General features: G+C 67.5%; 22 protein-coding genes. 8 read left to right on the top strand and 14 right to left on the bottom strand.

The features are described 5' to 3' along the window. Positions 1 to 39: 39 nt before the first annotated feature. The 8 genes from EV650_RS16610 to EV650_RS16575 all read right to left on the bottom strand — a co-directional run bounded on the left by EV650_RS16610 (position 40) and on the right by EV650_RS16575 (position 6,151). Entirely contained in the window at positions 40 to 414 is a 375-nt protein-coding gene (locus tag EV650_RS16610) for a hypothetical protein (RefSeq protein ID WP_134119645.1), read from the bottom strand. A 66-nt stretch (positions 415 to 480) separates the two neighbouring features. Then, positions 481 to 1,521 (bottom strand): 4-hydroxy-2-oxovalerate aldolase, encoded by a 1,041-nt coding sequence (gene dmpG / locus EV650_RS16605; RefSeq protein ID WP_134119644.1) that lies wholly within the window; start codon positions 1,519 to 1,521, stop codon positions 481 to 483. After that, on the bottom strand, positions 1,521 to 2,372 hold the full coding sequence (locus EV650_RS16600; RefSeq protein ID WP_255512059.1) for an acetaldehyde dehydrogenase (acetylating): 852 nt from the start codon (positions 2,370 to 2,372) through the stop codon (positions 1,521 to 1,523). Before EV650_RS16600 ends, dmpG begins: the two co-directional genes overlap by 1 nt. Beyond that, positions 2,366 to 3,124 carry a 2-keto-4-pentenoate hydratase gene (locus tag EV650_RS16595; RefSeq protein ID WP_202874558.1) on the bottom strand — a complete coding sequence of 253 codons (759 nt, stop codon included), beginning with the start codon at positions 3,122 to 3,124 and terminating at the stop codon, positions 2,366 to 2,368. Before EV650_RS16595 ends, EV650_RS16600 begins: the two co-directional genes overlap by 7 nt. A 10-nt stretch (positions 3,125 to 3,134) precedes the next feature. After that, positions 3,135 to 4,070, bottom strand: a complete 936-nt coding sequence (locus tag EV650_RS16590) for a DODA-type extradiol aromatic ring-opening family dioxygenase (RefSeq protein ID WP_134119642.1) — start codon at positions 4,068 to 4,070, stop codon at positions 3,135 to 3,137. Continuing rightward, positions 4,067 to 4,939, bottom strand: a complete 873-nt coding sequence (locus tag EV650_RS16585) for an alpha/beta fold hydrolase (protein ID WP_134119641.1) — start codon at positions 4,937 to 4,939, stop codon at positions 4,067 to 4,069. Before EV650_RS16585 ends, EV650_RS16590 begins: the two co-directional genes overlap by 4 nt. A gap of 19 nt (positions 4,940 to 4,958) precedes the next feature. Further along, positions 4,959 to 5,441, bottom strand: a complete 483-nt coding sequence (locus EV650_RS16580) for a cupin domain-containing protein (protein WP_134119640.1) — start codon at positions 5,439 to 5,441, stop codon at positions 4,959 to 4,961. Then, positions 5,438 to 6,151: an SDR family oxidoreductase gene (locus tag EV650_RS16575; RefSeq protein WP_134119639.1), complete on the bottom strand. Its 714-nt coding sequence runs from the start codon at positions 6,149 to 6,151 to the stop codon at positions 5,438 to 5,440. The genes EV650_RS16580 and EV650_RS16575 overlap by 4 nt, the downstream gene beginning before the upstream one ends. A 53-nt stretch (positions 6,152 to 6,204) precedes the next feature. On the opposite strand from EV650_RS16575, the gene EV650_RS16570 reads away from it, so the two are divergent. From EV650_RS16570 to EV650_RS16550, 5 genes are all read left to right on the top strand, one after another. Beyond that, positions 6,205 to 6,978 (top strand): IclR family transcriptional regulator, encoded by a 774-nt coding sequence (locus EV650_RS16570; RefSeq protein ID WP_134119638.1) that lies wholly within the window; start codon positions 6,205 to 6,207, stop codon positions 6,976 to 6,978. A gap of 90 nt (positions 6,979 to 7,068) precedes the next feature. Then, on the top strand, positions 7,069 to 8,565 hold the full coding sequence (locus tag EV650_RS16565) for a flavin-containing monooxygenase (protein WP_134119637.1): 1,497 nt from the start codon (positions 7,069 to 7,071) through the stop codon (positions 8,563 to 8,565). Further along, the gene (locus tag EV650_RS16560) at positions 8,562 to 9,029 is read left to right on the top strand and encodes a cupin domain-containing protein (RefSeq protein ID WP_134119636.1); all 468 of its coding nucleotides are present in this window, start codon (positions 8,562 to 8,564) and stop codon (positions 9,027 to 9,029) included. Before EV650_RS16565 ends, EV650_RS16560 begins: the two co-directional genes overlap by 4 nt. Positions 9,030 to 9,032: 3 nt before the next feature. Beyond that, positions 9,033 to 9,434: a nuclear transport factor 2 family protein gene (locus EV650_RS16555; RefSeq protein WP_134119635.1), complete on the top strand. Its 402-nt coding sequence runs from the start codon at positions 9,033 to 9,035 to the stop codon at positions 9,432 to 9,434. A gap of 691 nt (positions 9,435 to 10,125) precedes the next feature. Further along, positions 10,126 to 10,584 carry a DUF2255 family protein gene (locus EV650_RS16550; protein ID WP_134119634.1) on the top strand — a complete coding sequence of 153 codons (459 nt, stop codon included), beginning with the start codon at positions 10,126 to 10,128 and terminating at the stop codon, positions 10,582 to 10,584. Here EV650_RS16550 and EV650_RS16545 read toward each other — a convergent pair. Continuing rightward, positions 10,522 to 11,940 (bottom strand): MFS transporter, encoded by a 1,419-nt coding sequence (locus EV650_RS16545; protein WP_202874557.1) that lies wholly within the window; start codon positions 11,938 to 11,940, stop codon positions 10,522 to 10,524. The genes EV650_RS16550 and EV650_RS16545 overlap by 63 nt on opposite strands. A 133-nt stretch (positions 11,941 to 12,073) precedes the next feature. Between EV650_RS16545 and EV650_RS16540 the strand changes: the two genes are divergently transcribed. Beyond that, a complete protein-coding gene (locus EV650_RS16540; protein WP_134119633.1) occupies positions 12,074 to 12,844 on the top strand; it encodes a maleylpyruvate isomerase family mycothiol-dependent enzyme in 771 nt (256 codons plus the stop codon). A 1-nt stretch (position 12,845) separates the two neighbouring features. On the opposite strand, the gene EV650_RS16535 is transcribed toward EV650_RS16540, so the two are convergent. The 4 genes from EV650_RS16535 to EV650_RS16520 form a co-directional block, all read right to left on the bottom strand. Continuing rightward, positions 12,846 to 13,784 (bottom strand): hypothetical protein, encoded by a 939-nt coding sequence (locus EV650_RS16535; RefSeq protein WP_238174228.1) that lies wholly within the window; start codon positions 13,782 to 13,784, stop codon positions 12,846 to 12,848. Position 13,785: 1 nt separating this feature from the next. Further along, positions 13,786 to 14,712, bottom strand: coding sequence for a hypothetical protein (locus tag EV650_RS16530; protein WP_238174227.1), 927 nt, complete (start codon positions 14,710 to 14,712; stop codon positions 13,786 to 13,788). Between the two features lie 5 nt (positions 14,713 to 14,717). Next, entirely contained in the window at positions 14,718 to 15,527 is an 810-nt protein-coding gene (locus EV650_RS16525; RefSeq protein WP_238174226.1) for a hypothetical protein, read from the bottom strand. A gap of 216 nt (positions 15,528 to 15,743) precedes the next feature. After that, a complete protein-coding gene (locus tag EV650_RS16520; protein ID WP_134119632.1) occupies positions 15,744 to 17,006 on the bottom strand; it encodes a PQQ-binding-like beta-propeller repeat protein in 1,263 nt (420 codons plus the stop codon). Positions 17,007 to 17,109: 103 nt separating this feature from the next. On the opposite strand from EV650_RS16520, the gene EV650_RS16515 reads away from it, so the two are divergent. Together EV650_RS16515 and EV650_RS16510 are read left to right on the top strand one after the other, a co-directional pair. After that, positions 17,110 to 17,535, top strand: coding sequence for a MarR family transcriptional regulator (locus EV650_RS16515; protein WP_202874556.1), 426 nt, complete (start codon positions 17,110 to 17,112; stop codon positions 17,533 to 17,535). 29 nt (positions 17,536 to 17,564) lie between these two features. Continuing rightward, a complete protein-coding gene (locus EV650_RS16510; RefSeq protein ID WP_134119630.1) occupies positions 17,565 to 19,253 on the top strand; it encodes an MFS transporter in 1,689 nt (562 codons plus the stop codon). Here EV650_RS16510 and EV650_RS16505 read toward each other — a convergent pair. After that, positions 19,245 to 20,942, bottom strand: coding sequence for a CocE/NonD family hydrolase (locus EV650_RS16505; RefSeq protein WP_134119629.1), 1,698 nt, complete (start codon positions 20,940 to 20,942; stop codon positions 19,245 to 19,247). The two genes, EV650_RS16510 and EV650_RS16505, sit on opposite strands and share 9 nt — an antisense overlap. Positions 20,943 to 20,955 lie beyond the last annotated feature (13 nt).

The following is a 20,955-nucleotide window of genomic DNA, read 5'->3' as shown; positions in this document are numbered from 1 at the left end:
CGACCACGAGGGCCGACGGCTGAGGGTGAGGTGTTTGTCCTACGTCCGCGAGATACCGAGAGCGTCAGGCTTCAACTGCGGCAACCACACGGGTGCCGGCGGAGTCCACTTCAGAGTCCAGCCGGTTGCCCGGGTGGGGGTTCTGACGAGCCTGAGCATGACTACAGCGAGGGTCGACAGCACGATCGCTATCACGAAGGACAGACAGACCGTGAACAGGTCGACGTCGCCGCTGCTGTCAGGTGAAGCGATCCGCACCTCGGTCGACGCCGCGACGGCGTCCTGCGGTGGCGGGATCGAGGCTGCCTGTGCTTCGGCGCAGTGTGGACCGAGCACGACGACCGCGGCCGTGAGGAGCGCACCGACCAGGCGCACGAGGCGGCCTCGCGCTGACTGGTACCGCACTCCGGTCACGAACCACAGAGTACGGGCCAGCCAGCGCTACGCAACAAACTGGGAGAACTCCCAGCTGCTTTCTCATCAGGTTTTCAGCTTGAGGGCTATGTCGATCAGTTGGTCTTCCTGGCCGCCGATCAGGTGGCGGCGGCCGGCTTCGGCCAGGAGTTGGGGGCCGGAGACGCCGTAGCGTTCGGCGGCTGTTTGGGCGTGCTTGAGGAAGCTGGAGTAGACGCCGGCGTAGCCCATCATCATCGTCATCCGGTCCAGGCGACATTCCTCGCCCATGACGGGCCGGACGACGTCCTCGGAGGCGTCGATGATCTTGAGGAAGTCGACGCCGGTCTTCCAGCCGAGCTTGTCGCTGACGCCGACGAACGCGTCCAGCGGCGTGTTACCCGCCCCGGCACCGAACCGGCGTACGGAACCATCGATCTGGGTCGCCCCGGCGCGCACCGCGAGTACCGTGTTGGCGCAGCCGAGGTCGAGGTTCTCGTGACCGTGGAAGCCGACGGTCGCGTCGTCGCCAATCTCCGCCACGATCGCGGCGACCCGATCCGAGACGCCGTCCAGGATCAGCGCGCCGGCCGAGTCGACGACGTACACGCATTGGCAGCCGGCGTCGACCATGATCCGGGCCTGCCTAGCGAGTACGTCGGGAGTCTGGGTGTGGCTCATCATCAGGAAGCCGACGGTTTCGAGTCCCAGCTCGCGCGCCAGGCCGAAGTGTTGCTCGGCGACGTCGGCCTCGGTGCAGTGGGTCGCGATCCGGCAGATCGAGCCGCCGTTGTCGCGCGCCCGCCGGATGTCGTCCTTGGTGCCGACGCCAGGCAACAGCAGGAACGCGATCTTCGCCTGCCGTGCCGTGTCCGCGGCGATCTTGATCAGGTCCTGCTCCGGAGTCAGGCTGAAGCCGTAGTTGAACGACGATCCGCCCAATCCGTCGCCATGACTCACTTCCAACACCGGTACGCCGGCGTCGTCGAGCGCGGCAACGATCGCCCGTACGTCGTCCGCCCTGAACTGGTGCCGCTTGTGATGCGATCCGTCGCGTAAACACGTGTCGGTGAGGCGGATGTCGAGATCGCCCGCCGGATCGGTCTGCCGCCAGGTGCGGTTGAGCATCAGAGCACCATCCCTTCGCCGGCCCGAGTCGCGGCGGCCGTCATGATGTCGAGGTTGCCCGAGTACGCCGGGAGGAAGTCGCCGGCTCCCTCGACCTCCAGGAGAATGCTGACCTTCGTGTCGTCGTACTGCGGCTCCTGCAGCAGGCGGTAACCGGGCACATACTTCTGTACGGCGGTCTCCATCTCGTAGACGGAGGCGGTGATCGCATCGCGGTCCGCGTCCGGAGCGACCGCGCAGAAGACCGTGTCCCGCATGATGAGTGGCGGGTCAGCGGGGTTGAGGATGATGATCGCCTTCCCACGTTCGGCGCCGCCGATCGTCTCCACCGCCCGGGCTGTGGTGCGGGTGAATTCGTCGATGTTCTGCCGGGTGCCGGGGCCTGCGCTCAATGAGGCGACCGAGGCAACGATCTCGGCGTACGGGACCGGCGCGACTCGGGAGACCGCGGCAACCATCGGGATTGTTGCCTGTCCACCGCAAGTGACCATGTTGACGTTCGGAGCGGTGGAATGAGTGTCGCCGTTGACTGCCGGGATGCACGCGGGTCCGACCGCGGCCGGCGTGAGATCGACCGCCCTGATGCCGGCCTCGGCATAGCGAGGTGCGTACCGTCGGTGGACGTACGCGCTGGTCGCCTCGAAGACGACATCGGGCAGTTCGTCCTGGCTGAGCAGCCATTCGACGCCTTCGTGACTGGCCTCGAGGCCGTTGTCCCGGGCGCGGGCGAGTCCTGGGCTAGCCGGATCGACGCCGATCATCCAGCGCGGCTCGATCACGTCGCTGCGGAGCAGCTTGTACATCAGGTCGGTGCCAATGTTGCCCGGCCCAACGATCGCGGCGGTCAACACGAGAAATCCATCGACACGCGGCCGAGTCCGTCGAAGACTGCTTCGAAGGAATCCCCACCCTGTACGTCGACCGCGCGATGCACCGCACCCGGCAGGATCACGTGTCCGGCCTCGAGCGTGACCCCGAAGGCGGCCACCTTGTTGGCCAGCCAGGCAACGGCCGTCGCCGGGTTCCCCAGCACCGCATCGGACCGCCCCTCGGCCACTTCTTCGCCGTTGCAAGACAGCCGGACCTCGATCCCTAGGAGGTCGAGCTCGTCCGGTTTCGCCCGATCCGCGCCGAGTACGTAGCCGGCCGACGACGCGTTGTCGGCTACGGTGTCGATGATCGTGATGTCCCAGCCGGCGATCCGGCTGTCGATCACCTCGAGCGCCGGTACGACGTACTCGGTGGCGGCGAGCACGTTCTCCTCGGTGCAAGAAGCTGGCAATGACCGGCCGAGTACGAACGCGACCTCGGCCTCGATCCGCGGAGCGCAGTACCGGGCCGCGGGAACGGGACGGTCGGAGAACAGCTCCATCTCGGCGAGCAGATGACCGTAGTCGGGCTCGTCGACGCCGAGCATTCGCTGCATGGCCTTCGAGGAGAGTCCGACCTTGTGTCCGCTGACCGGTCGGCCGCGGACATTGAGCAACTGAATTTGGTAGCTGTCGGCAACAGTCAGCTCCGGCCACGTCTCGCGAATCGGCGGGATCGGGTGGCGATCGCGCTCCGCCTGCGCGAGCGCGTCGGCAACGTCCAAGTAATTCATCAGCTTCGTCCTAACCAATCTCGAAGGTGGTGCCGATACCCATGCCGGTGATCCACTCCGGGACGGCCTCGTAGCTGGTCCAGGCCAGCGGCAGACCGACGGCGGCATGACCGACCAGCCAGCAGCGGATCTCGTGCCCACCGCTGCCCGCGTTCTCCTCCAGCCCTTCGTGGCCGATGGCAACGACCGGCTCGAGGTCCGGCGTCCGCAAGGTCTCGAGGAACCAGCTGTCCCATTCCCGGTTCACCCGGGCCGCGGGGTTGCCGCCCATCGCACGGACCCGGGGTTCGCGTTCGGCGGAGAACGCGGCCGCGTCCAGCCGGCCGTGGATCAGCGACGAACGCTTGGGCTCAGGCAACGACGGGTCGCGCGGATCGTTCGACGGCAGCCAATGCGACAGCCCACCACTGGCGACGACCAGGACCTGTCCGTCGTACGGCGATGCGCGCAGTACCTCGCCTAGCCGGCGGCCGAGGTCGCGGCAGCGGCCCAACGAGGGCAGGGGAGGAGCGGCGGTGTTGAGCACGATCGGCACCATCGGGATGTTCTGCCCGCCGGTCGCCATCTCGTAGCCCTGCACGATGCCGTGGTCGACCGTGAGCGAGTAGGACAGCGCCGGGTCGAAGCCTGACCCACCGAGACCGTCGAAGATGTCCCAGGCCAGATTGGTTTGCACAGGCAATGGTCCGGTGCTGCTGCCGAAGTCGCCGAACCCGACCGCGTTCTCGACGCCGACCACGAACGGCGGCATCACGTCGTAGAAGTTGGCGTGGAAATGATCCGGTCCGATCACCACGACGGCGTCCGGCGCCAGTTCGGCAACGGCCTTGGCGACGCGATCCGCGTCGGACAGGAACTGCGCGCCTGGTTCGCCGGCGTTTGGTGGCGCGAGCAGGGTCGCGAACGGCGAGTGCGAGATCCCCACGAAGCCAAGCACCTCGCTCATCCGACAGCCCCACTCGTCAACGAACGAAGGAACTCGACGTGTGCGGTCAGGAACTCGTCGGGCTTCTCCCACTGCGGCCAATGGCCGGCGTCGTCGATGACCTGCAGCCGCGACCGCGGGATCCAGGTCTGCAGCAACTCGGCCTCGTCGAGTCCGCCGGTGGGATCGTGGCTCGTCCAGAGCAGCAGGGTCGGGGCCGAAATGAGTCCTACCCACGACGGGTCCCACGCGTAGTCACGGCGTACGGCGGGATCCTGCAGGACCAACGTGTTCTCGATGGCTCGCAGGTAGCCGGGGCGGGTGTAGACGGCTTGGCGGAGTCGGACCAGTTCGTCCGTCACCTGAGTCTTGTCGTGGAAGAGCCACTCGACACGGCGTCGTACCGTTTCGTCGGTCGGGTCGGTCACGGCGGCGAGGGTGCTGGCCTTGAGCCGCTCCATCACCTCGGGTTTGTTGGCGATGTTGCCCGGGGTGTTGAGGACGAGGCCGTCGACGCGGTCCGGATAGTGGGCGGCGGTCCAGGCGGCGACCCAGCCGCCGAGCGACTCGCCCGACAGGTGCGCGCTCTCGATCCCGAGTACGTCGAGGAGCTTGACGAGATGGTCCGCGAGTACGTCGATCGTGTACGGCTTGTCCGGCAGGTCGCTCCAGCCGTGGCCGACCATGTCGTACGCCGTGACAGTGAAGTGGGCTGCCAGCGGCGCGATGTTGCGCGCGTACGCCTCCAGGTGCCCGCCTGTGCCGTGCAGCAGCACCAGATCCGGCCCGCTTCCGGCTCGGAGTACCCGCGTGGCGACTCCGGCAACATCGACGTACCGAAGTTCGTGCGGAGTACTGCTGATCTCTGCCCAGATGCTGGTGTGTGCCACCGTCTGCTCCTCGCGTTTGTCAATCAGGGAAGGCTTCGCGGGCCTCGGCGACCGTTGTCAGGCCGGCGCTCTGCCGGCGGGTCAGCCCGAGCGCGGCGACCAGTCGCGAGCCTTCGATGGTCAGGAAGACGACCGGCTCGGCCGGGTCGTCGTTGTAGTGCCGGTGCCAGGTCCACGGCGGCGTGTAGATGCACGCGCCCGTCGTCCACTCGACGGTCTCGTCCTCGACCTCGCTGTGACCGCGCCCGCTGATGACGTAGTGGACCGTCTCGTGGTGATGACGTTGCATGTCGGAGCTGAGCCCGGCCGGGATCACCTGGTGGAAGATCTCGAACCCGAATGTCGGCAGCCGACCCGCGATCGCCAGCTCCGAGGGGTTGTGTACTGCGGCCGCCGGCAACGGCACGAGTTCGTCCGCCTGGACGACCAGGGGCCGAGCCTCGCTGGGGAGCACTCGGTCGGTGATGCCGGCCAGGAAGCTGTTGAGCTGAAAGTCGGTCATGGGGTTTCCGTCCGTCCGCCGTCTACGGTCACGACTGTGCCGTTCACGAAGGATGCCCGGTCCGAGGCCAGGAAGCCGATGACCTCGCCGACCTCGCTCGGTCGGGCCGGACGCCCGGCCGGAGTGGCCGCGTTGTCGGCCGCACCGCTTTTGTCACCGCGGGCCTCAAGGATCTGCTGACGGCGGGCGGTGTCGGTGGCACCCGGCGCGACGCAGTTGACGGTCACGCCACGATCGGCGTACTCGCGGGACATCAGCTTGGCGGCGCTGGTCGTCGCGGCCCGCAGTACCGTCGAGATCGCGAGCTCGTCCTGGGGCTGGCGGACCGCTGTCGAGGTGACCAGGATGATCCGGCCGAAGCCGCGCTCGGCCATCGCGGGGAGCGCTTCCCGGGCCAGCCTCAGCGGGCCCAGTAGGAGCAGCTCCAACGCTGCGTGCCATTGAGAGTCTTGGACGTCCAGGATCCGGCCGGGCGGTGGACCGCCGGCGTTGAGGACCAGTACGTCGTACTGCGTGACGCCCAGACCGGCCGCTGGGTCCGCGAGGTCGGCGACGATCGCCTCGGCCGACAGCTCTTTCGCTGCCAGTTCGAGGGTTTCGGCGGTCCGTCCGACGATCGTCACCCGGTGACCGTCGGCCACGAGCGCTTCGGCGGCGGCGCGTCCGATCCCGGCGGCCCCACCACCGACGAGTGCGGTGTGTGCGTTGATGACGACCTCCCGGCTGCGGTTGTAACGTATGTCGCCCAGCGTGAGGGGAAGTCATGACGCCACCAACGATCAGTCCCGCTGAGCGGGACTCGGGTGCCGGCGGGCTGGATCGCGCCGCGGCGATCCTGGACGCCTTCGATGCCACTCATCGCGAGCTGACGTTGGCCGAGCTGGTACGCCGCAGTGCGCTGCCGCGGTCCACGGTGCACCGGACCGCGACGACGATGATCCGGCTCGGCTGGCTGGACAAACCAGGGGAGCGGTACCGGATCGGGAACAAGCTGTTCGAGGTTTCCGGACTCGCCCCGGTCCGGCACGAGCTGCGCGAGGCGGTCCTCCCGTTCCTGCAGGACTTGTACGCCGCCACGCGGACGACCGTGCAACTCGGCGTACTCGACGGCGCGAACGTGCTGGTCGTCGACAAGATCACCGGGCACCGGCGGATGCCGATGCTGTCGCAGGTCGGCGGCCGCATCCCCGCGCACTGTTCGGCGCTCGGCCGCGCGATCCTCGCCTTCTCGCCGGCCGAGACCGTGGACGCGGTACTGGCTGCTGGTCTGGAGCCTCGAACGCCGCGGACGACGACCTCGCCGGATGCGCTGCGACGACTGCTGGCCGCAGTACCGGATCAAGGCTTTGCTGCCGAGCGGGAAGAGGGCAACGTGGGCGTCGGTTGCGTCGCCGCTCCGATCTTCGGGCCACTCAACGTGGTCGTCGCGGCGGTCTCGGTGACCGGGCCGGTGGCCGGTGTGCGAGTGAACCGGATGGCTCCGGCGGTCTGTCTGGCCGCCTCCGCCGCCTCGCGGGCGTACTCGCAGCGCCGTTGACGGTCTGGGGTCCCGCTCAGTGGGACCGAAGGTTGTCGGAGGTCCGGCGGACGCAGCACGCTGTGAGCCACGACACAGGGAGGTCCAACTGTGAGGATCGCGATCATCGGGGCCGGCGTGGCCGGCCTGACGACGGCGAAGGTGCTGGTGCAGGGCGGCCACGAAGTCGAGATCTTCGACAAGGCGCCTGATGTCGGCGGAGTGTGGAGCCGCACCCGCCGGTACCCCGGGCTGACGACGCAGAGCCCCTCGGCGCAGTACTCGTTCTCGGACTTCCCGATGCCCAAGGGGTTTCCGGAGTGGCCGACTGGGGCTCAGGTGCAGGAGTATCTCGCGTCTTACGCGACGGCGTCTGGGCTGGATCCGCTGCTGCGGTTGTCTACACCCATCACCAGCGTGACTCGGGCGGGTGACGGGTGGGTGGTCAACGCCGGTTCTCGCTTTGATCGGGTGGTTGTTGCCAACGGCGTCTTCTGTGAGCCGGCCGTGCCTTCGTTTGACGGCTCGGTGGACTATGCCGCGGCTGGCGGAAAGGTGCTGGCAGCAACGGAGTTCCATGACGCCGAAGATGCTCGCGGCAAGCATGTTCTGGTGGTCGGCTACGGGAAGTCCGCCTGCGACGTGACGGTCCCGATCAGTGCGGTTGCCGCCAGCACCGATGTGATCGCGCGGCAGTTGCTGTGGAAGGTCCCGCGCAAGGTCGGCGGCGTACTGAACTTCAAGATGCTGTTGCTGACCAGGTTGGGCGAGGCGCTGTTCAAGTATCTGCGGTTGCGAGGCCTGGAGAAGTTCCTCCATGGTCCGGGCAACGGTATGCGGCGCTCGATGCTGAATTCCATCGGCTCGGTGTCGGTTCGCCAATTCAAGCTGGCGGAGGCAGGTCTGGTTCCGACGGGCCAGATGGAGGACATCGTCAAAGGCGCGATCGGGCTGGCGACCGAGGGGTTCTTTGAAGGCGTCGCGGCCGGCAATATCGCCGTACACCGTGACATGACTATCCGGCGACTCCTGGTGATCGACGGACAGCCGAGCGCAGAGCTGGACGATCGGACCGTGCTGCCGGCCGACCTGATCGTGTGCGCGACCGGGTTCGTTCAGGGAGCGCCGTTCCTCGCCGAGGACGTGCGGGAGTCGTTGTTCGATGCTCGCGGCAACTTCATGCTCTATCGGCAGATCCAGCCGATCGACGTACCGGGCCTGTATTTCAACGGCTACAACTCGTCGTTCTTCTCGCCGCTCAACGCCGAGATGGCGGCGCTGTGGATCGCCGCCGATCTGGCCGGCGCGCTCGAGCTGCCGTCGGTGGAGCAGCGCAGGCAGCAGGTGGTGGACCAGCTCGCGTTCATGGACGTTGCCACTGACACGCATCACTGCCGCGGGACGAAGATCATCCCGTTCTCGATGAAGAACGTGGACGAAGTACTCGGTGATCTCGGGCTGCAGATCAGCAAGGCGACCCGAGCGTCCCATTGGCTCAATCCGATCTCGCCGGCGGCGTACGGCAAGCTCACACCGCAGCTGCTCCAGCGAATCGCGGTCCGCACCGAGCAGCCGAACTCACTCATCCCATCCGGAGGACGACCATGACCGAGACCGAAGCACCCAGCCAGCACCGCGTGATGCATCCTGACGACGGCGTCAACGTCGGAGCGATCGGGCTGGGCATCCATGTCCGGCTGACCGGCGAGGACACCAAGGGCGCGTACTCGCTCTTCGAGTACGTCGTACCGCCGGGGCTGGGCGGTCCGCCGACCCACATCCACACGCGCGAGGACGAGCTGTTCATCTGCACCAAGGGCAAGGTGCGGGTCGAGCTGGACGGTGACGAGTACATCGTCGAGGCCGGTGCGTCGCTGTTGATGCCACGCGGCGTACCGCACATGTTCCACAACCCGTTCGAGGTCGAAACGCGCATCGTCGCTGTCGTGTCGCCGGGTGGGCTAGAGAACTACTACCGGGCGCTGAGCGAGCTGCCGCCGGGGCCGCGGGACATGACGCGGATCGGCGCGATCATGACCGAGTTCGGGCTCCAGTTGCAGAAGAAGGACTGAGGTATGCCGTCTGCACGGGAGGAGATGGTGCGGACGATGTGCGCCCAGGTGGATGCGGGCGACGCCGGTGGGTTCGCGCGGTGGTTCGCAGCCAACGCGACGTACACCTTCGCGAACGAGCCGACCCTCGTCGGCCGGGACGCGATCGAGGCCGCAACCGCCGGCGCCGCGGCCGCCCTGCCCTGGGTCCGGCACTCGATCGACCAGGTCGTCGAAGTCGGCGACCAACTCTTCTGCCGCTTCACCATCCACACCGCGTCCCCAACCGGCGCAGCCTTGGCGATGCCCTGCGTCACCGTCATCGAACTCCTCGACACAGAAATCATCGACTACCAAGTCCACATGGACCTCACCCCGGCACTGCCCATATCGGTGGCCGGGGGCGCGACGGCATCGTCGACCTGACCTACGGTCGCGCCCCCGACCCAACCAGCGGTCGCGTCACCCCGAGCGACTGACCGCCGCCACCGATGTGGGGAGGATTTTGCACGGCGGGTTCACCCGGTGTTGCAACCACCGGCTGAACCCGCCTACCCAGAACGGCACAAAATCCTCCCCGAGCTGGCTCTCCTGCCCGATGTGTGGGCGTACCGCCAGGCCATCACAACGGCGTCCAGCCAGTCACGGCCCCGCCTGGCCGATTCGCGAGCACTGCATTGTGATGGCGTGGACGTCCGCAGCCAGCCATCACGCGAGGGGACCAGGATGGCCGGCTCCATGCGGATGGCGGGTTGTTTCACCGATGGCGCGATACAACCCGCCAGCGGTCACATAACCCGCCAGCCGCCAGCCGCCATGCACGGCGCAGGCGCGGCCGCGATCGCCGGAACGGGAGCCGGGGATGATCGTGTGCCGATTCGGGGAGACACGGGATGACCAGCCGCAACCGACCCACAGACAGTACGAGAGCCCCGAGCTCGGGTAAATATCTCTTCAGACCGCCCCGCGGAGAACCTGGAGAGAAATGCGCTGTGGGAGCACAAAACGCTCCTAGTTCTCCCAATGTCACGCGAGGACGGGAGCCCGCGCGCCGCAGACCTCGCCGGCTGAAGACACGAAGGAGCCGGCGACGTGCCTGCCTGGAGGAGTTCGCATCATGACGTCGGCCTGGTCTTCGGACGAGCTGGAGCGAATCGGGAGGGCCGAGGAGTTGCACATCGCTCCCGAGCGCGGTGATGGCACGTTGTTGCGCGAGACTCCGGTATGGGTGGTGCGGGTCGACGATCAGGTCGACGTGCGGACCTGGTATCGACGCGAGAACGGGTGGTTCGGTCGCGTCGTGGATTCGCGACGGGCGCGGATCCACGTGGTGGGCCTGCAGGCCCAGGTTGTCGTCGAGGATGTCGACGACAACGCGGAGCTGCAGGCAGTAGACGCTGCCTACCCGGACAAGTACGGCCGCTACGGCGAAGCAACCGTCGCTCAGATGACCACACCTGAAGCCAGCGCAACAACCCTCCGCCTCGTCCCGCTCGGCCCGCTGGAAGCTGAGTTACTCAGCTGCCTTGCGGGGCATCAGGGTGACGACCGGGAGGCTGAGGGCGGTGACGGCTAGGACGACGATGAGGGTGACGGTCATCGCGTGGCCGAGGCCGGACGACGTGCCTTGGAAGAAGATCGAGGTGACCGCGGCCGAGCCGATCGCTGACGAGAGTTGCTGGATCGAGCTGAGCGAGCCGCTGGCGCTGCCGGCTTCGTCGGGTTTCGCGTCGCCGAGGGCAACGGTCGGGATCGTCGCGAAGCAGAGGCCGGTGCCGACGCCGATGACGAAGAACGCCGGGGCCAGCGTCCAGAGGCTGAGGTTCGTTCCGGAGTGGTTGACGAGGGCAAGGACCCAGGCGCAGCCGGCGAGGTTGACGGCGAGGCCGATGAACACGAGCTTGCGACCGAGCCTGGTGACCAGGCCAGCCATGGCGGCGAATGCGGCGACGATGATCCCCGCGGTGAGCGGTACGAGCCCGAGCGAGGCTCCCCGCGCCCCGGCGTGCAGACCTTCCTGCAGGAACAGCGACAGTACGAAGATCAGGCCGGTGCCGGCGGCGAAGACGACCAGGCCGACGACCATGCCGGAGGTGAAGCCCCGGTTGTGCAAGAGCGAGGGCTTGATGAGCGGGTCGACTGCGGTGCGCTGACGGTAGGCGAAAGCCGCGAAGAACAGGATGCCGGCGATGATCGAAGCGACGGGTACGGCATTCCAACCGTTGGTCGAGCCCTCGATCACGCCGTACAGCAGGCCGAACATCGCGGCGGCAAGCAGGCCGGAGCCTCGGCCGTCGACGACGGTGGACCGGTCGCCGTCGTCGTCACGCGGCAGGATCTTGACGGCCGCAACCAGGCCGATGATGCCGAGGACGACGTTCGCCAGAAAGATCGGGCGCCAGGACAGACCGAACAGGTCGGCGCTGATGATGAATCCGGCCAGCACCGGGCCGCCGACGCTGGCGAGACCGAGCACCGGGCCGAACAGCCCGAACGCCTTGGCGAGCATGTCGCGACTGAACGCCTTCGTCATGATCGCCATCCCCTGCGGGATGAGCAGAGCCCCGAACGCCCCCTGCGCGACCCGGGCGGCAATGAGCAGCGCCGGGTCGGGCGAGAGCCCGGCGAGCGCCGAGGCCAGGGTGAATCCGCTGATGCCGATCAGGAAAAGTTTGCGTTGGCCGAACTTGTCACCCAGCCGTCCGCCGACCAGCAGCAGGACACCCATGGAGAGCATGTACGCCGGGCCGAGCCACTTGATCAGACCCACACCGCCGTTGAGTTCGCGGGCGATCGTGGGGGCGGCGATGTTCGTGACGGTCCCGTCGATGACGTCGAGCGCGTCGGCGAGCAGTACCAGCGCCAGGATCGCCCACATCAAGCCGCTGGAGCGGTGCGCGGTGGTTGTGGCCGGTGTTGTCAAGGTAGTCATGAGGAGCGTCCGTTGCCTTTCTGCCCCGGGGACGCCCCTGCCGGGCGGCCTCTCATCCTTGCTACGAACACCTCTGACCGGATCCGACATCGCCGTACGGAAGAAAGCTGCGGCCGGCGAGGTTGGGGCTGGTATGACCACACTTGTCGACCGCGTGATCGCGGCCCTGCGTGCCAACCACGACACCCTTGCCGCCCTCGTGCCGACCTTGACCGAGGAACAGCTGAACAGCCGCAGTGGGGCGGAGGAGTGGACCGTCGCGCAGGTGCTCTCGCACCTCGGCAGCGGTGCCGAGATCTCCCGCAAGCCGATCGCGACCGCCGCCGGCGAGCATGTCGAGGTCGAGGACAACCAAACGATCTGGGACCGGTGGAACGGCTCGTCCCCGGCCGACCAGGCGGCAGGGTTCCTCAAACACGATGCGGCGTACGTCGACCTGGTCGAGGGACTCACCGCCGAGCAGCGCGATCGCCAGATCCAGATGGGCATCCTGCCCGACCCGGTGTCGCTGCTGGTCGCGGTGGCCATGCGGCTCAACGAGGTCGCGAGCCACGCTTGGGACGCACGCGTCGGAGTCGACCCGTCGGCGACCGTGGACGCAGGCTCGGCCGACCTGCTCATCGAGCTCTTCCGCGGACCGCTGGCCTTCCTACTCGGCTTCACCGCCAAGGCCGACCAGGTCGACCAGGACGTCCGCCTGGCGATTCCGGGCGGCGGCATCGTGATCACCGACGCGGTCACCGTGACCGACCCGATCGATGACCCGACCGCCACCTTCGAGGGCCCGGCCGAGGCAGTGATCCGGCTGATGACCGGCCGCCTCCGCCCCGACCACGCCGCCGGCATAACCATCACCGGCAACGTAACCCTCGAAGAACTCCGAAACGTCTTCCCCGGTTACTAGGTCACTCGCCGAACAGCTGTGGGGCGGAGCGGGGTTCGGTGACGTGGCGGAAGTAGACCGGGTCGGCGAAGGTGGCTGGGACCTTGCCTAGCCCCTGGATGACTGTGGCGGTGCCGTTGGCGTGGCCAACGGCGTACAGGTAGGCGGACTGGGTGTCCTTGTCGATGCCGAGGAGCAGCGTGCCGTACTGGCCGCACTTCTCGGCGATCAGCGTGTCGAAGGCCTGCCAGGTGGAGTCGCGGACCTTCTTGACGATCGGCTTCAGCGGCGCGGTCAATGGGAGCCGGATCGTGTAGAGGGCGCCGCCGCGGGTGTTGGCCAGGAAGGTGTCGTACGTCGCTGTCTGGCTGATCAGCGTCATCGTCTTGACCGCCGAGAACCCGCCCGCGGACCGTGGGTTGGTCCAACCGAACCCACCCTTGTCGTCCCACGCGGTGATCGTGCCGTTCGCGCGAAGCGAGTAGTGGTTGGTCAAGGCCCAGGGATCCGGATCCTTCGGGTAGCTCGTCTCGAGGAAGGTGGTGTCCCCCCAGCTGCCGCCGACCCGTTCGTTGAGGTGTTGCGTCGGGTCGACCTCGCCGGCTTCCGTGACGATGTAGTAGCTGCTGTAGAGCCCCGAGCCGATCACCACGTGGCCGTAGTACATGCGACCGGGACTGGGGAGGACGAGTCCGTTGCTGACCACACTGCTCAACCGGACCTGGCCGGCGGTGAAGATGTCGGGATAGCGCGTCTTCTCCTGCACCGTTGGCGGCGAGCCGGCAGTGATCAGCCTTGCCGTCTGATCGCCACCGGCGGTCACCGACCCGGACACCATCGCGCACCCCGCGGTGGCGGTTGTGTCAGCAGCCAGCGCCTCGCTCGGAGCCGTGGCGAGCATCCCCGTCATCAGCGCAGCGGCAGCAGCCAGGCGCCCCGCAGTACAAAGTCGTTTCGACATGTCACTCCCCGAACAGCATCTGGGCGTCCCCCAGGCGGAGGACGTGGTTGAAGTACACCGGGTCGGCGAAGGTGGCCGGAACCTTGCCCAGTCCCTTGATGACGGTCGCGGTTCCGTTGGCGTGACCAACGGCGTACAGGTATCCGGACCGGCTGTCCTTGTCGATGCCGAGCAACAGCGTGCCGTACTGGCCGCACTTCTCGATCACCAGCGACTCGAAGCCCTGCCAGGTCGAGTCGCGGACCTTCTTGACGATCGGCTTCATCGGCGAGGTCCGGGGGATCCGGATCGTGTAGAGCGCGCCGCCCCGGGTGTTGGCCAGGAACGTGTCGTACGTCGCGGTCTGGCTGATCAGCGCCATCGTCTTGACCGCGGCGAAGCCGGTCGCGGTCTGCTTGTTGGCCCACATCGACCCGTTCTCCCAGCGGGTGATCGTGCCGTTGCTGCGGAGCGAGTACTGCGTGATGAACTCCGGGGGAGCCGGATACTTCCAGTACCCGGTCGTGTCGAAGAAGGTCGCGTCACCCCAGCCGCCACCGACCTTGGTGAGGTAGACCTTTGACCGGTCGACGTCGCCGGCCTCGGTGAGGTAGTAGGTGCTGGCGTACATGGTCGAGCCCATCACCACGTTGCCGTAGAACGCCCCGCCGGTGCCGGTGATGTCCGGATCGTTGGTGATGGTCCCGCTCAGCCGGACCTGGCCGTCAGGGTAGATGTCGGAGTAGCTGGTGGTCGCCCGCGCCGTCGGCGGCGAGGTGGCGGTGATCAGCTGAGAAGTCTGGGCACCGCCGGCCGTCACGGAACCAGGAAGCACGTAGCAGGCTGCCGAGGTGGCGGCAGCGCCCGCGTGTGCGACGCCAGGTACGGCGACGCTCAGCAGGAGGACAGCCCCTGCCGTGAAGGACGCAGTACTGCGCCGACCGGACATGGTCCTCATTCCCCGAACAACATCTGAGCGTCGCCCTCGCGGATCTGGCGCCGGAAGTAGACCGGGTCGGCGAAAGTGCCCGGCACCTTGCCGAGCCCCTGGATCACGGTAGCCGTGCCGTTCGCGTGGCCGATGGCGTACGCGTACGCCATCTTGGTGTCCTTGTCGATGCCGACCAGCATCGTGCCGTACTGACCGCACTTCTCCGCGACCAGCGCCTCGAATCCCTGCCAGGTCGAGTCGCGGACCTTCTTGACGATCGGCTTCATCGGCGAAGTACGCGGTACGCGGATCGTGTAGAGCGCGCCGCCGCGGGTGTTGGCCAGGAACGTGTCGTAGGTCAGCGTCTGGCTGATCATCGCCATCGTCTTCACCGCCGCGAACCCGGTCGCGGACTGCTTGTTCGCCCACTTCGCCGTGCCGTTGGCGTTGCTGTACTGCATGTCCCAACGGGTCAGGGTCCCGTCGGCACGCAGTTGGTACTGCCTGATCAGGTTCGGCAGCTTCGGGTAGTCCCAGAAGCGGGTGGTCTCGAAGTAGGTCGTGTCACCCCAACCGCCACCGACCAGGTACGTCGTCGGCCTGGTCCGGTCGACGTCGCCGTCCAGGGTGATGAGGTACGACGTGGAGTACATGGACGAGCCCAGCACGGTGTACCCGTTGATCGAGCCGCCGTACCCGGTGACGTCCGGATCCTCCGCCAGCGACCCGCTGACCCGGACCGCGCCGGGCGGGTAGACGCCGGTCGCCAAGGCGTCGGACGACGCTCCGCCGACGGTGACCAACTTGCCGGCGTGATCACCTGCGGCGGTCACCGATCCGACATGGACATAGCAACCAGCTGACGCCCGCGCTGTCGCAGACGCTCCCGCACCCACCGCATGCGCGGCCCCAGGGGTGACTCCCAATACCAGAAACGCGGCAACCGCCGCCCTACTCAGTCGACCGGACATACCCAGCCCCTCGGGTCAGTACTGCTCCTGCCTACTCGATACCCCCGAGACCCGAAAAGTTGCGCCCATCCGCATGAATCAGGCGGGTGTGATTCGGTGGACCTCGATTGAGTTGTTCCAGGCGATGACGAGGGTCTTGTCGGAGACGTCGGCCAGGTAGCCGGCTTGTAGGTTCGGGGAGCAGGGTGCGCCGGTGCGGTCGACCGCGATGTTGCCCGCGAGGTGGTCGTTCGCTTCGCTTTCCTGGGTGCCGGAGTACACGCCCCAGATGTATGGTCCGACGCCGTACGCCGGCCTGAACTCCAGACCCTTGGGCCGGTGCTTCCCCTTGGTCGGCGAGCCTTCCGGCAAGGTCTGGGTGACGAAGCCGTTCGGGCCCTTGGCCCACCATTCGACCCCGCCGTCCCAGACGAGCAACGGTGGACCGCTCGCCACCACCGTCGGAATGAGGTTGGTATCGACCTCGACCGGCTTGCCGTCGGACAACCGGATCAGGTCGTAGTCCTTGCGGTCCGCGTGTTGCAGCACGGTGTGGTCTGCGGCGGTTCCCCTGTCTTCGTACGGTCCGCGCGACTGATGCGTACCGGTCCAGCGAGCCTTTCCGGTCCGTGCGTCCCGGACCTCCATGTGCCAGGCCGCCCCCGTCCGCTTCGCAACGACGACCGAGTTCCCGTCGCCCGAGACTCCGACGGTATCCCGGTCACGCCACAGCTCGTCGCCGGTCTTGGCATCGAGCGCGATCGTGGTCGTCGAATGCTCCGGCCAGCCAGGGCCGAACGGCGCGCTGACAGTCGCCAGTACGACGGACTCGGCCACCGCCGTGACCATTGTGCGATCGGTGGACGGAGCTGTCACGGCCTGAAATCCCCAGACCGGATCGCCCGTCCGTACGTCGAGGCCGACGACTCCACTCGTCGCCGCACCCTTGGGTGCGGACGCAACGGACACCGGCAGTACGTCGCCCGCAGTCCGGACCGCCGGCCGCTGAACCAGAGTCGGCGAGTTGCCCAGAAAGCCCGGGCCAACGACACAGACCCACACGGCCCCCATCCCCGGCACGGACATCGAACCCCGGCCGTCGATCACCCACTTCTTCGCGCCGTCCGCCGCGTTGAAGCAGCAGACCCGGGCGGTCTCCGTCCCGGTGCCGTCAACCACGACCACCGCATCGCCCACCAAATGCACCCGACCCGGCAGCGCCTCCCACCGCGTCACCATCCGCTCCTGCCAGGCCTTCTCGAGCTTCAACTTCGGCGCCGCCTTGTCCGCGGTCTTCGTACACGCGACCAGCAACGGAGCAGACGCAACGGCAAGTAGAACAGCCCGACGACGCACAATCACCGCCCGACCGTAGCAATGCCCCCGGGTCGTCCCGGTGGTGTGACTCGCGTCGCTCTAGCCGGTCGACTCGTGCATTCATAAGGATGTTATGCATAATGGGGTTATGCAAACGTCCGGCACTGAACTGGTTGTGGTGCTCGAGCAGTTGGTGACGTTCATTCGCCAGGTCTCGACCGCCGGCGATCTCAGTGCGACAGCCTCGGCCGCGTTGCATCGGCTTGGGCGGGACGGCGCGCTCGGCGTGACGGAGCTGGCTCAGGCCCAGCGCGCTTCGCAGCCGGGGATGACGCAGTTGGTCACCCGGATGGAGCGCGAGGGCCTGGTACGCCGTACCGCCAAGACCGACGACCGTCGCACGGTGCTGGTCGAGGCGACCGAGGCCGGACTCGAGCTGCTCAATCGGCGGCGTGCGGAGCGGGCCGAGGCGCTGCAGCAGACGCTCGACCGCCTCGATCCCGAGGACCAGGCCGCTATCGCGGCCGCACTGCCCGCACTCGCCCGCCTTGTCGAATCCCGGTCGTCGGACTGAACACGCCCCATCGTGAGGAGAACCTGCAGATGACCGCGTCCCATGGGACAGCTCCGAGCCCGTTCAAGCAGCCGCGTGCCGTTTGGGCGGTGGCGTTCGCCTGTGTCGTCTCGTTCATGGGCATCGGGCTCGTCGATCCGATCCTGCCCGCGCTGGCCGGCAGCTTGCACGCCACGCCGAGCCAGGTGTCGCTGCTGTTCACCAGCTATCTGGTCGTGACCGCGGTCGCGATGCTGGCGGTCGGCTGGGTGTCCAGCCGCATCGGCGCCAAGCGCACCTTGATCGCGGGCCTGGTCCTCATCGTCATCTTCGCCGGGCTCGCCGGTACGTCGAACTCGATCGGCGGCATCGTCGGCTTCCGGGCCGGCTGGGGACTGGGCAACGCCCTCTTCATCGCGACCAGCCTCGCCGTCATCGTGGCCTCGGCCAGCGGCGGCTTCGCCGGGGCGATCATCCTGTACGAGACCGCGCTTGGTCTCGGTATCGCGGTCGGGCCGCTGCTCGGCGGTGAGCTCGGCAGCATCAGCTGGCGCGGGCCGTTCTTCGGTGTCGCGGTGCTGATGTTCATCGCCCTGGTCGCGACCATCGCGTTCGTCCCGAACCTGCCGAAGCCGGAGCACAAGACGTCATTGGCCGCGCCACTCAAGGCATTGCGACACCGCGGCCTGCTGACGATGGGCATCATGGCGCTGCTGTACAACTGGGGCTTCTTCACCATGCTCGGCTATGCGCCGTACCCGATGGAACTCAACGCCCACAAGCTCGGTCTCGTCTTCACCGGCTGGGGTCTGCTGGTCGCCGCGTTCAGTGTGTTCTTCGCCCCGCGGCTGCAGGCGCGATTCGGTACGGCGAAGGTGCTGTACGTCAACCTGTTCTGCCTCGGCATCGTCATGGCCGTCATCGCGATCGGTGTGAACACTCCGGCGGCGGTGATCGTCGCGGTGATCGTCAGCGGCGCGTTCATCGGCATCAACAACACCTTGACCACCCAGGCGGTGATGCTCGTCTCGCCGGTCGAGCGGCCGGTCGCCTCCTCGGCGTACGGCTTCGTCCGGTTCATCGGCGGCGGCCTGGCCCCGTTCGTCGCGGGCAAGCTGGCCGACGCGACCAACCTCAGTGTGCCCTTCTACCTCGGTGGCGTCGCCTTCATCCTGGCCATCGTTGTTCTTGCCTCCGGCCACAAACTGGTCGACGCGGCCGAGAAGGGCGCGGTCGAGGGCGAGCCCGTTTGCCCAAGCCTGCAACGCGTCGGGGCCACACCCGCCCCGGGGTACCAGCCGGTCATCGTCGCGGTCGGCGCCATCGAGAACGCCGACGAGATCGTCGACGCGGCCGCCCTGATGGCTCGCGACGCCGGCCGCCCGTTGGAGGTCGTGCACATCCGCGAGACCGCCGTCGTCGAGGAGCTGGCCATCGACGCCGAGGACGCCGAACAGGCCCGCGCCACGGTCCTGAGCCATCTCGACCGGCTGTTCACGCTGGGAATCGCCGCCACCGGTCAGGTGCTCACCAGCGTCGGCGACCACGCGGCCGCCGGCCGGGTCCTCGCCCAGCACGCCAACGACATCGACGCGCGCGCCATCGCGGTCGGCCGGTCGCCGCGCGGCCAGGCGGCCCAGTTCGCCGACGGCAGCTTCACCACCGCGGTCCTCCACAACGCCGCCCGTACCGTCGTCATGGTCGAACCAGGCAAGGCCCCTCACCGCCTGTCAGCCTGACACCGGGATGATTGGTAGTAGTAGGGAGGCGCCGTTGAAGAGGGTGGTGGTGCCGGCGAAGACGGTTTGTGGGCGGCCGCGTTCGTCGGTGTGGACGAAGATGCCGTTGCCGCGCATGCGGACGCCGTACGCCTCCGGCCACGGACCTTCGCCGGGGAACGTGAAGTCGCGGCCGGTCAGCGTGACGCCGAGTCGGTAGCCGGCCGGGATGATCACCGAGGTCGGCCAGATCTCCACGTCGACGCCGACCGGCTCGCCTGGCGTGAGCGGCTGCGATTCGGTGTAGGTCTGCCACGGCCGGTACGGCGTACTGAGCGCCGGATCGGTCGCGCGCAGCGAAGCACGTAGCCAGCCGAACGCGATCGCGCCCTCGGGGTCCATCGCGCCGGGGAACGTGACGTCGATTCCGTTCGGGTCCTGCACCCGCAGTACGAGGAAGAGGTCGGCGTCTTCGGTGCTGGAGGCAACGGTCAGGTGCGCGGAGGCCGGCCCGGTGATCTCGGTCTCGACGCTCAACGGCTCCGTCCACAACGTGATCCCGTCGCCGAGTGCGGCGAAGTCGACGCTTGTCTCGGACCGCGGCGGTGTGGTGGTCAGTTCCTGGCGGTCGAGGTCGAGATGGAACGTTGTCCAGTCGGTCCGCGCGAGCGGCCACTCGTTCTCGGCGCGCTGCGCGAACGTGCCGTCCACCCGGCGGACGTTGAGGAACACCGGTGGCTGGTCGGCCCAGCCCGTGTCCTCGCCCTTGAGGAAGTGGCCGAAGAACCGTTTCTGCAGCCGCAGGCCGTAGTCGGTGTAGAACTCGACCCAGTGCTGCTGCCCGTGGACCTCGAGCCACTTCTGCTCGGCTGGGATCGCGTTGTAGCCGTCGAATCCGCCGCGGGTGTGCAGGTGGTGGCCCCAGTTCGTGGCGGAGAGAGTAGGCACGGTGACCTTGGTGAGGTCAGCCGACCGGTCCCGGTAGTAGTCGTCCAGAACCGGGCGGGCGAGCATCTCTGCGACCACGTCCGCGCGGCTCTTCTCGAGCACGTCCGGATCGAGCGTCTCCGGGCCGGCCACTGGTACTCCGGTGACTGGATTGCGTGCGCCGCGGTCGCCGACGCCGTGCTGCATCGCCTCCACCTGCGGTGGGAACCACTGGCTGAGAAAGTCGCTGGGAATACCGCCGTGGTGGGTGAACTCCCGGTAGTAGTCGGTCGCACCCTCCCACGGACAGATCGCCGCGAGGTGCGGCGGTTGCAGCGCGGCGACCTGCCATTGATTGACGGCGTAGTACGAGATCCCGAGCAGGCCGACCTTGCCGTTGCTCCATTGCTGTACGCCGGCCCATTCGATGCAGGTGTAGTAGTCGAGGGCCTCGCGCGGCGAGAAGATGTCGACGTACCCGGGGGAGCGTCCGGAGCCGCGGGCGTCGACGCGGATCACGACGTACCCGTCGGGGACCCACTTCTCCGGATCGACGGTCTCCCAGTTCTGGTAGCGGTTGGACGAACCGGCGAGCGCGTCGGGGTGCTCGGCCTCCAGGTTCGACCACGCGAAGGTGAACGCCTGCTGGAACGACAGTCCCTTGGCGTACGGCCCGTGCGTCATGATCACCGGATAACGGCCGTCCGCGTCCGGCCGGAAGATGTCGGCCCGCAGGACCAGGCCGTCGTCCATGGTGATCGGCACATCCCAATCGATGCGCATCAAGTGCTCCTTG

Source organism: Kribbella kalugense (assembly GCF_004365875.1).
GTDB classification, from domain to species: domain Bacteria; phylum Actinomycetota; class Actinomycetes; order Propionibacteriales; family Kribbellaceae; genus Kribbella; species Kribbella kalugense.
Note: the sequence above shows the minus strand (reverse complement) of the source record. Positions and strands in the feature narration are given on the sequence as shown.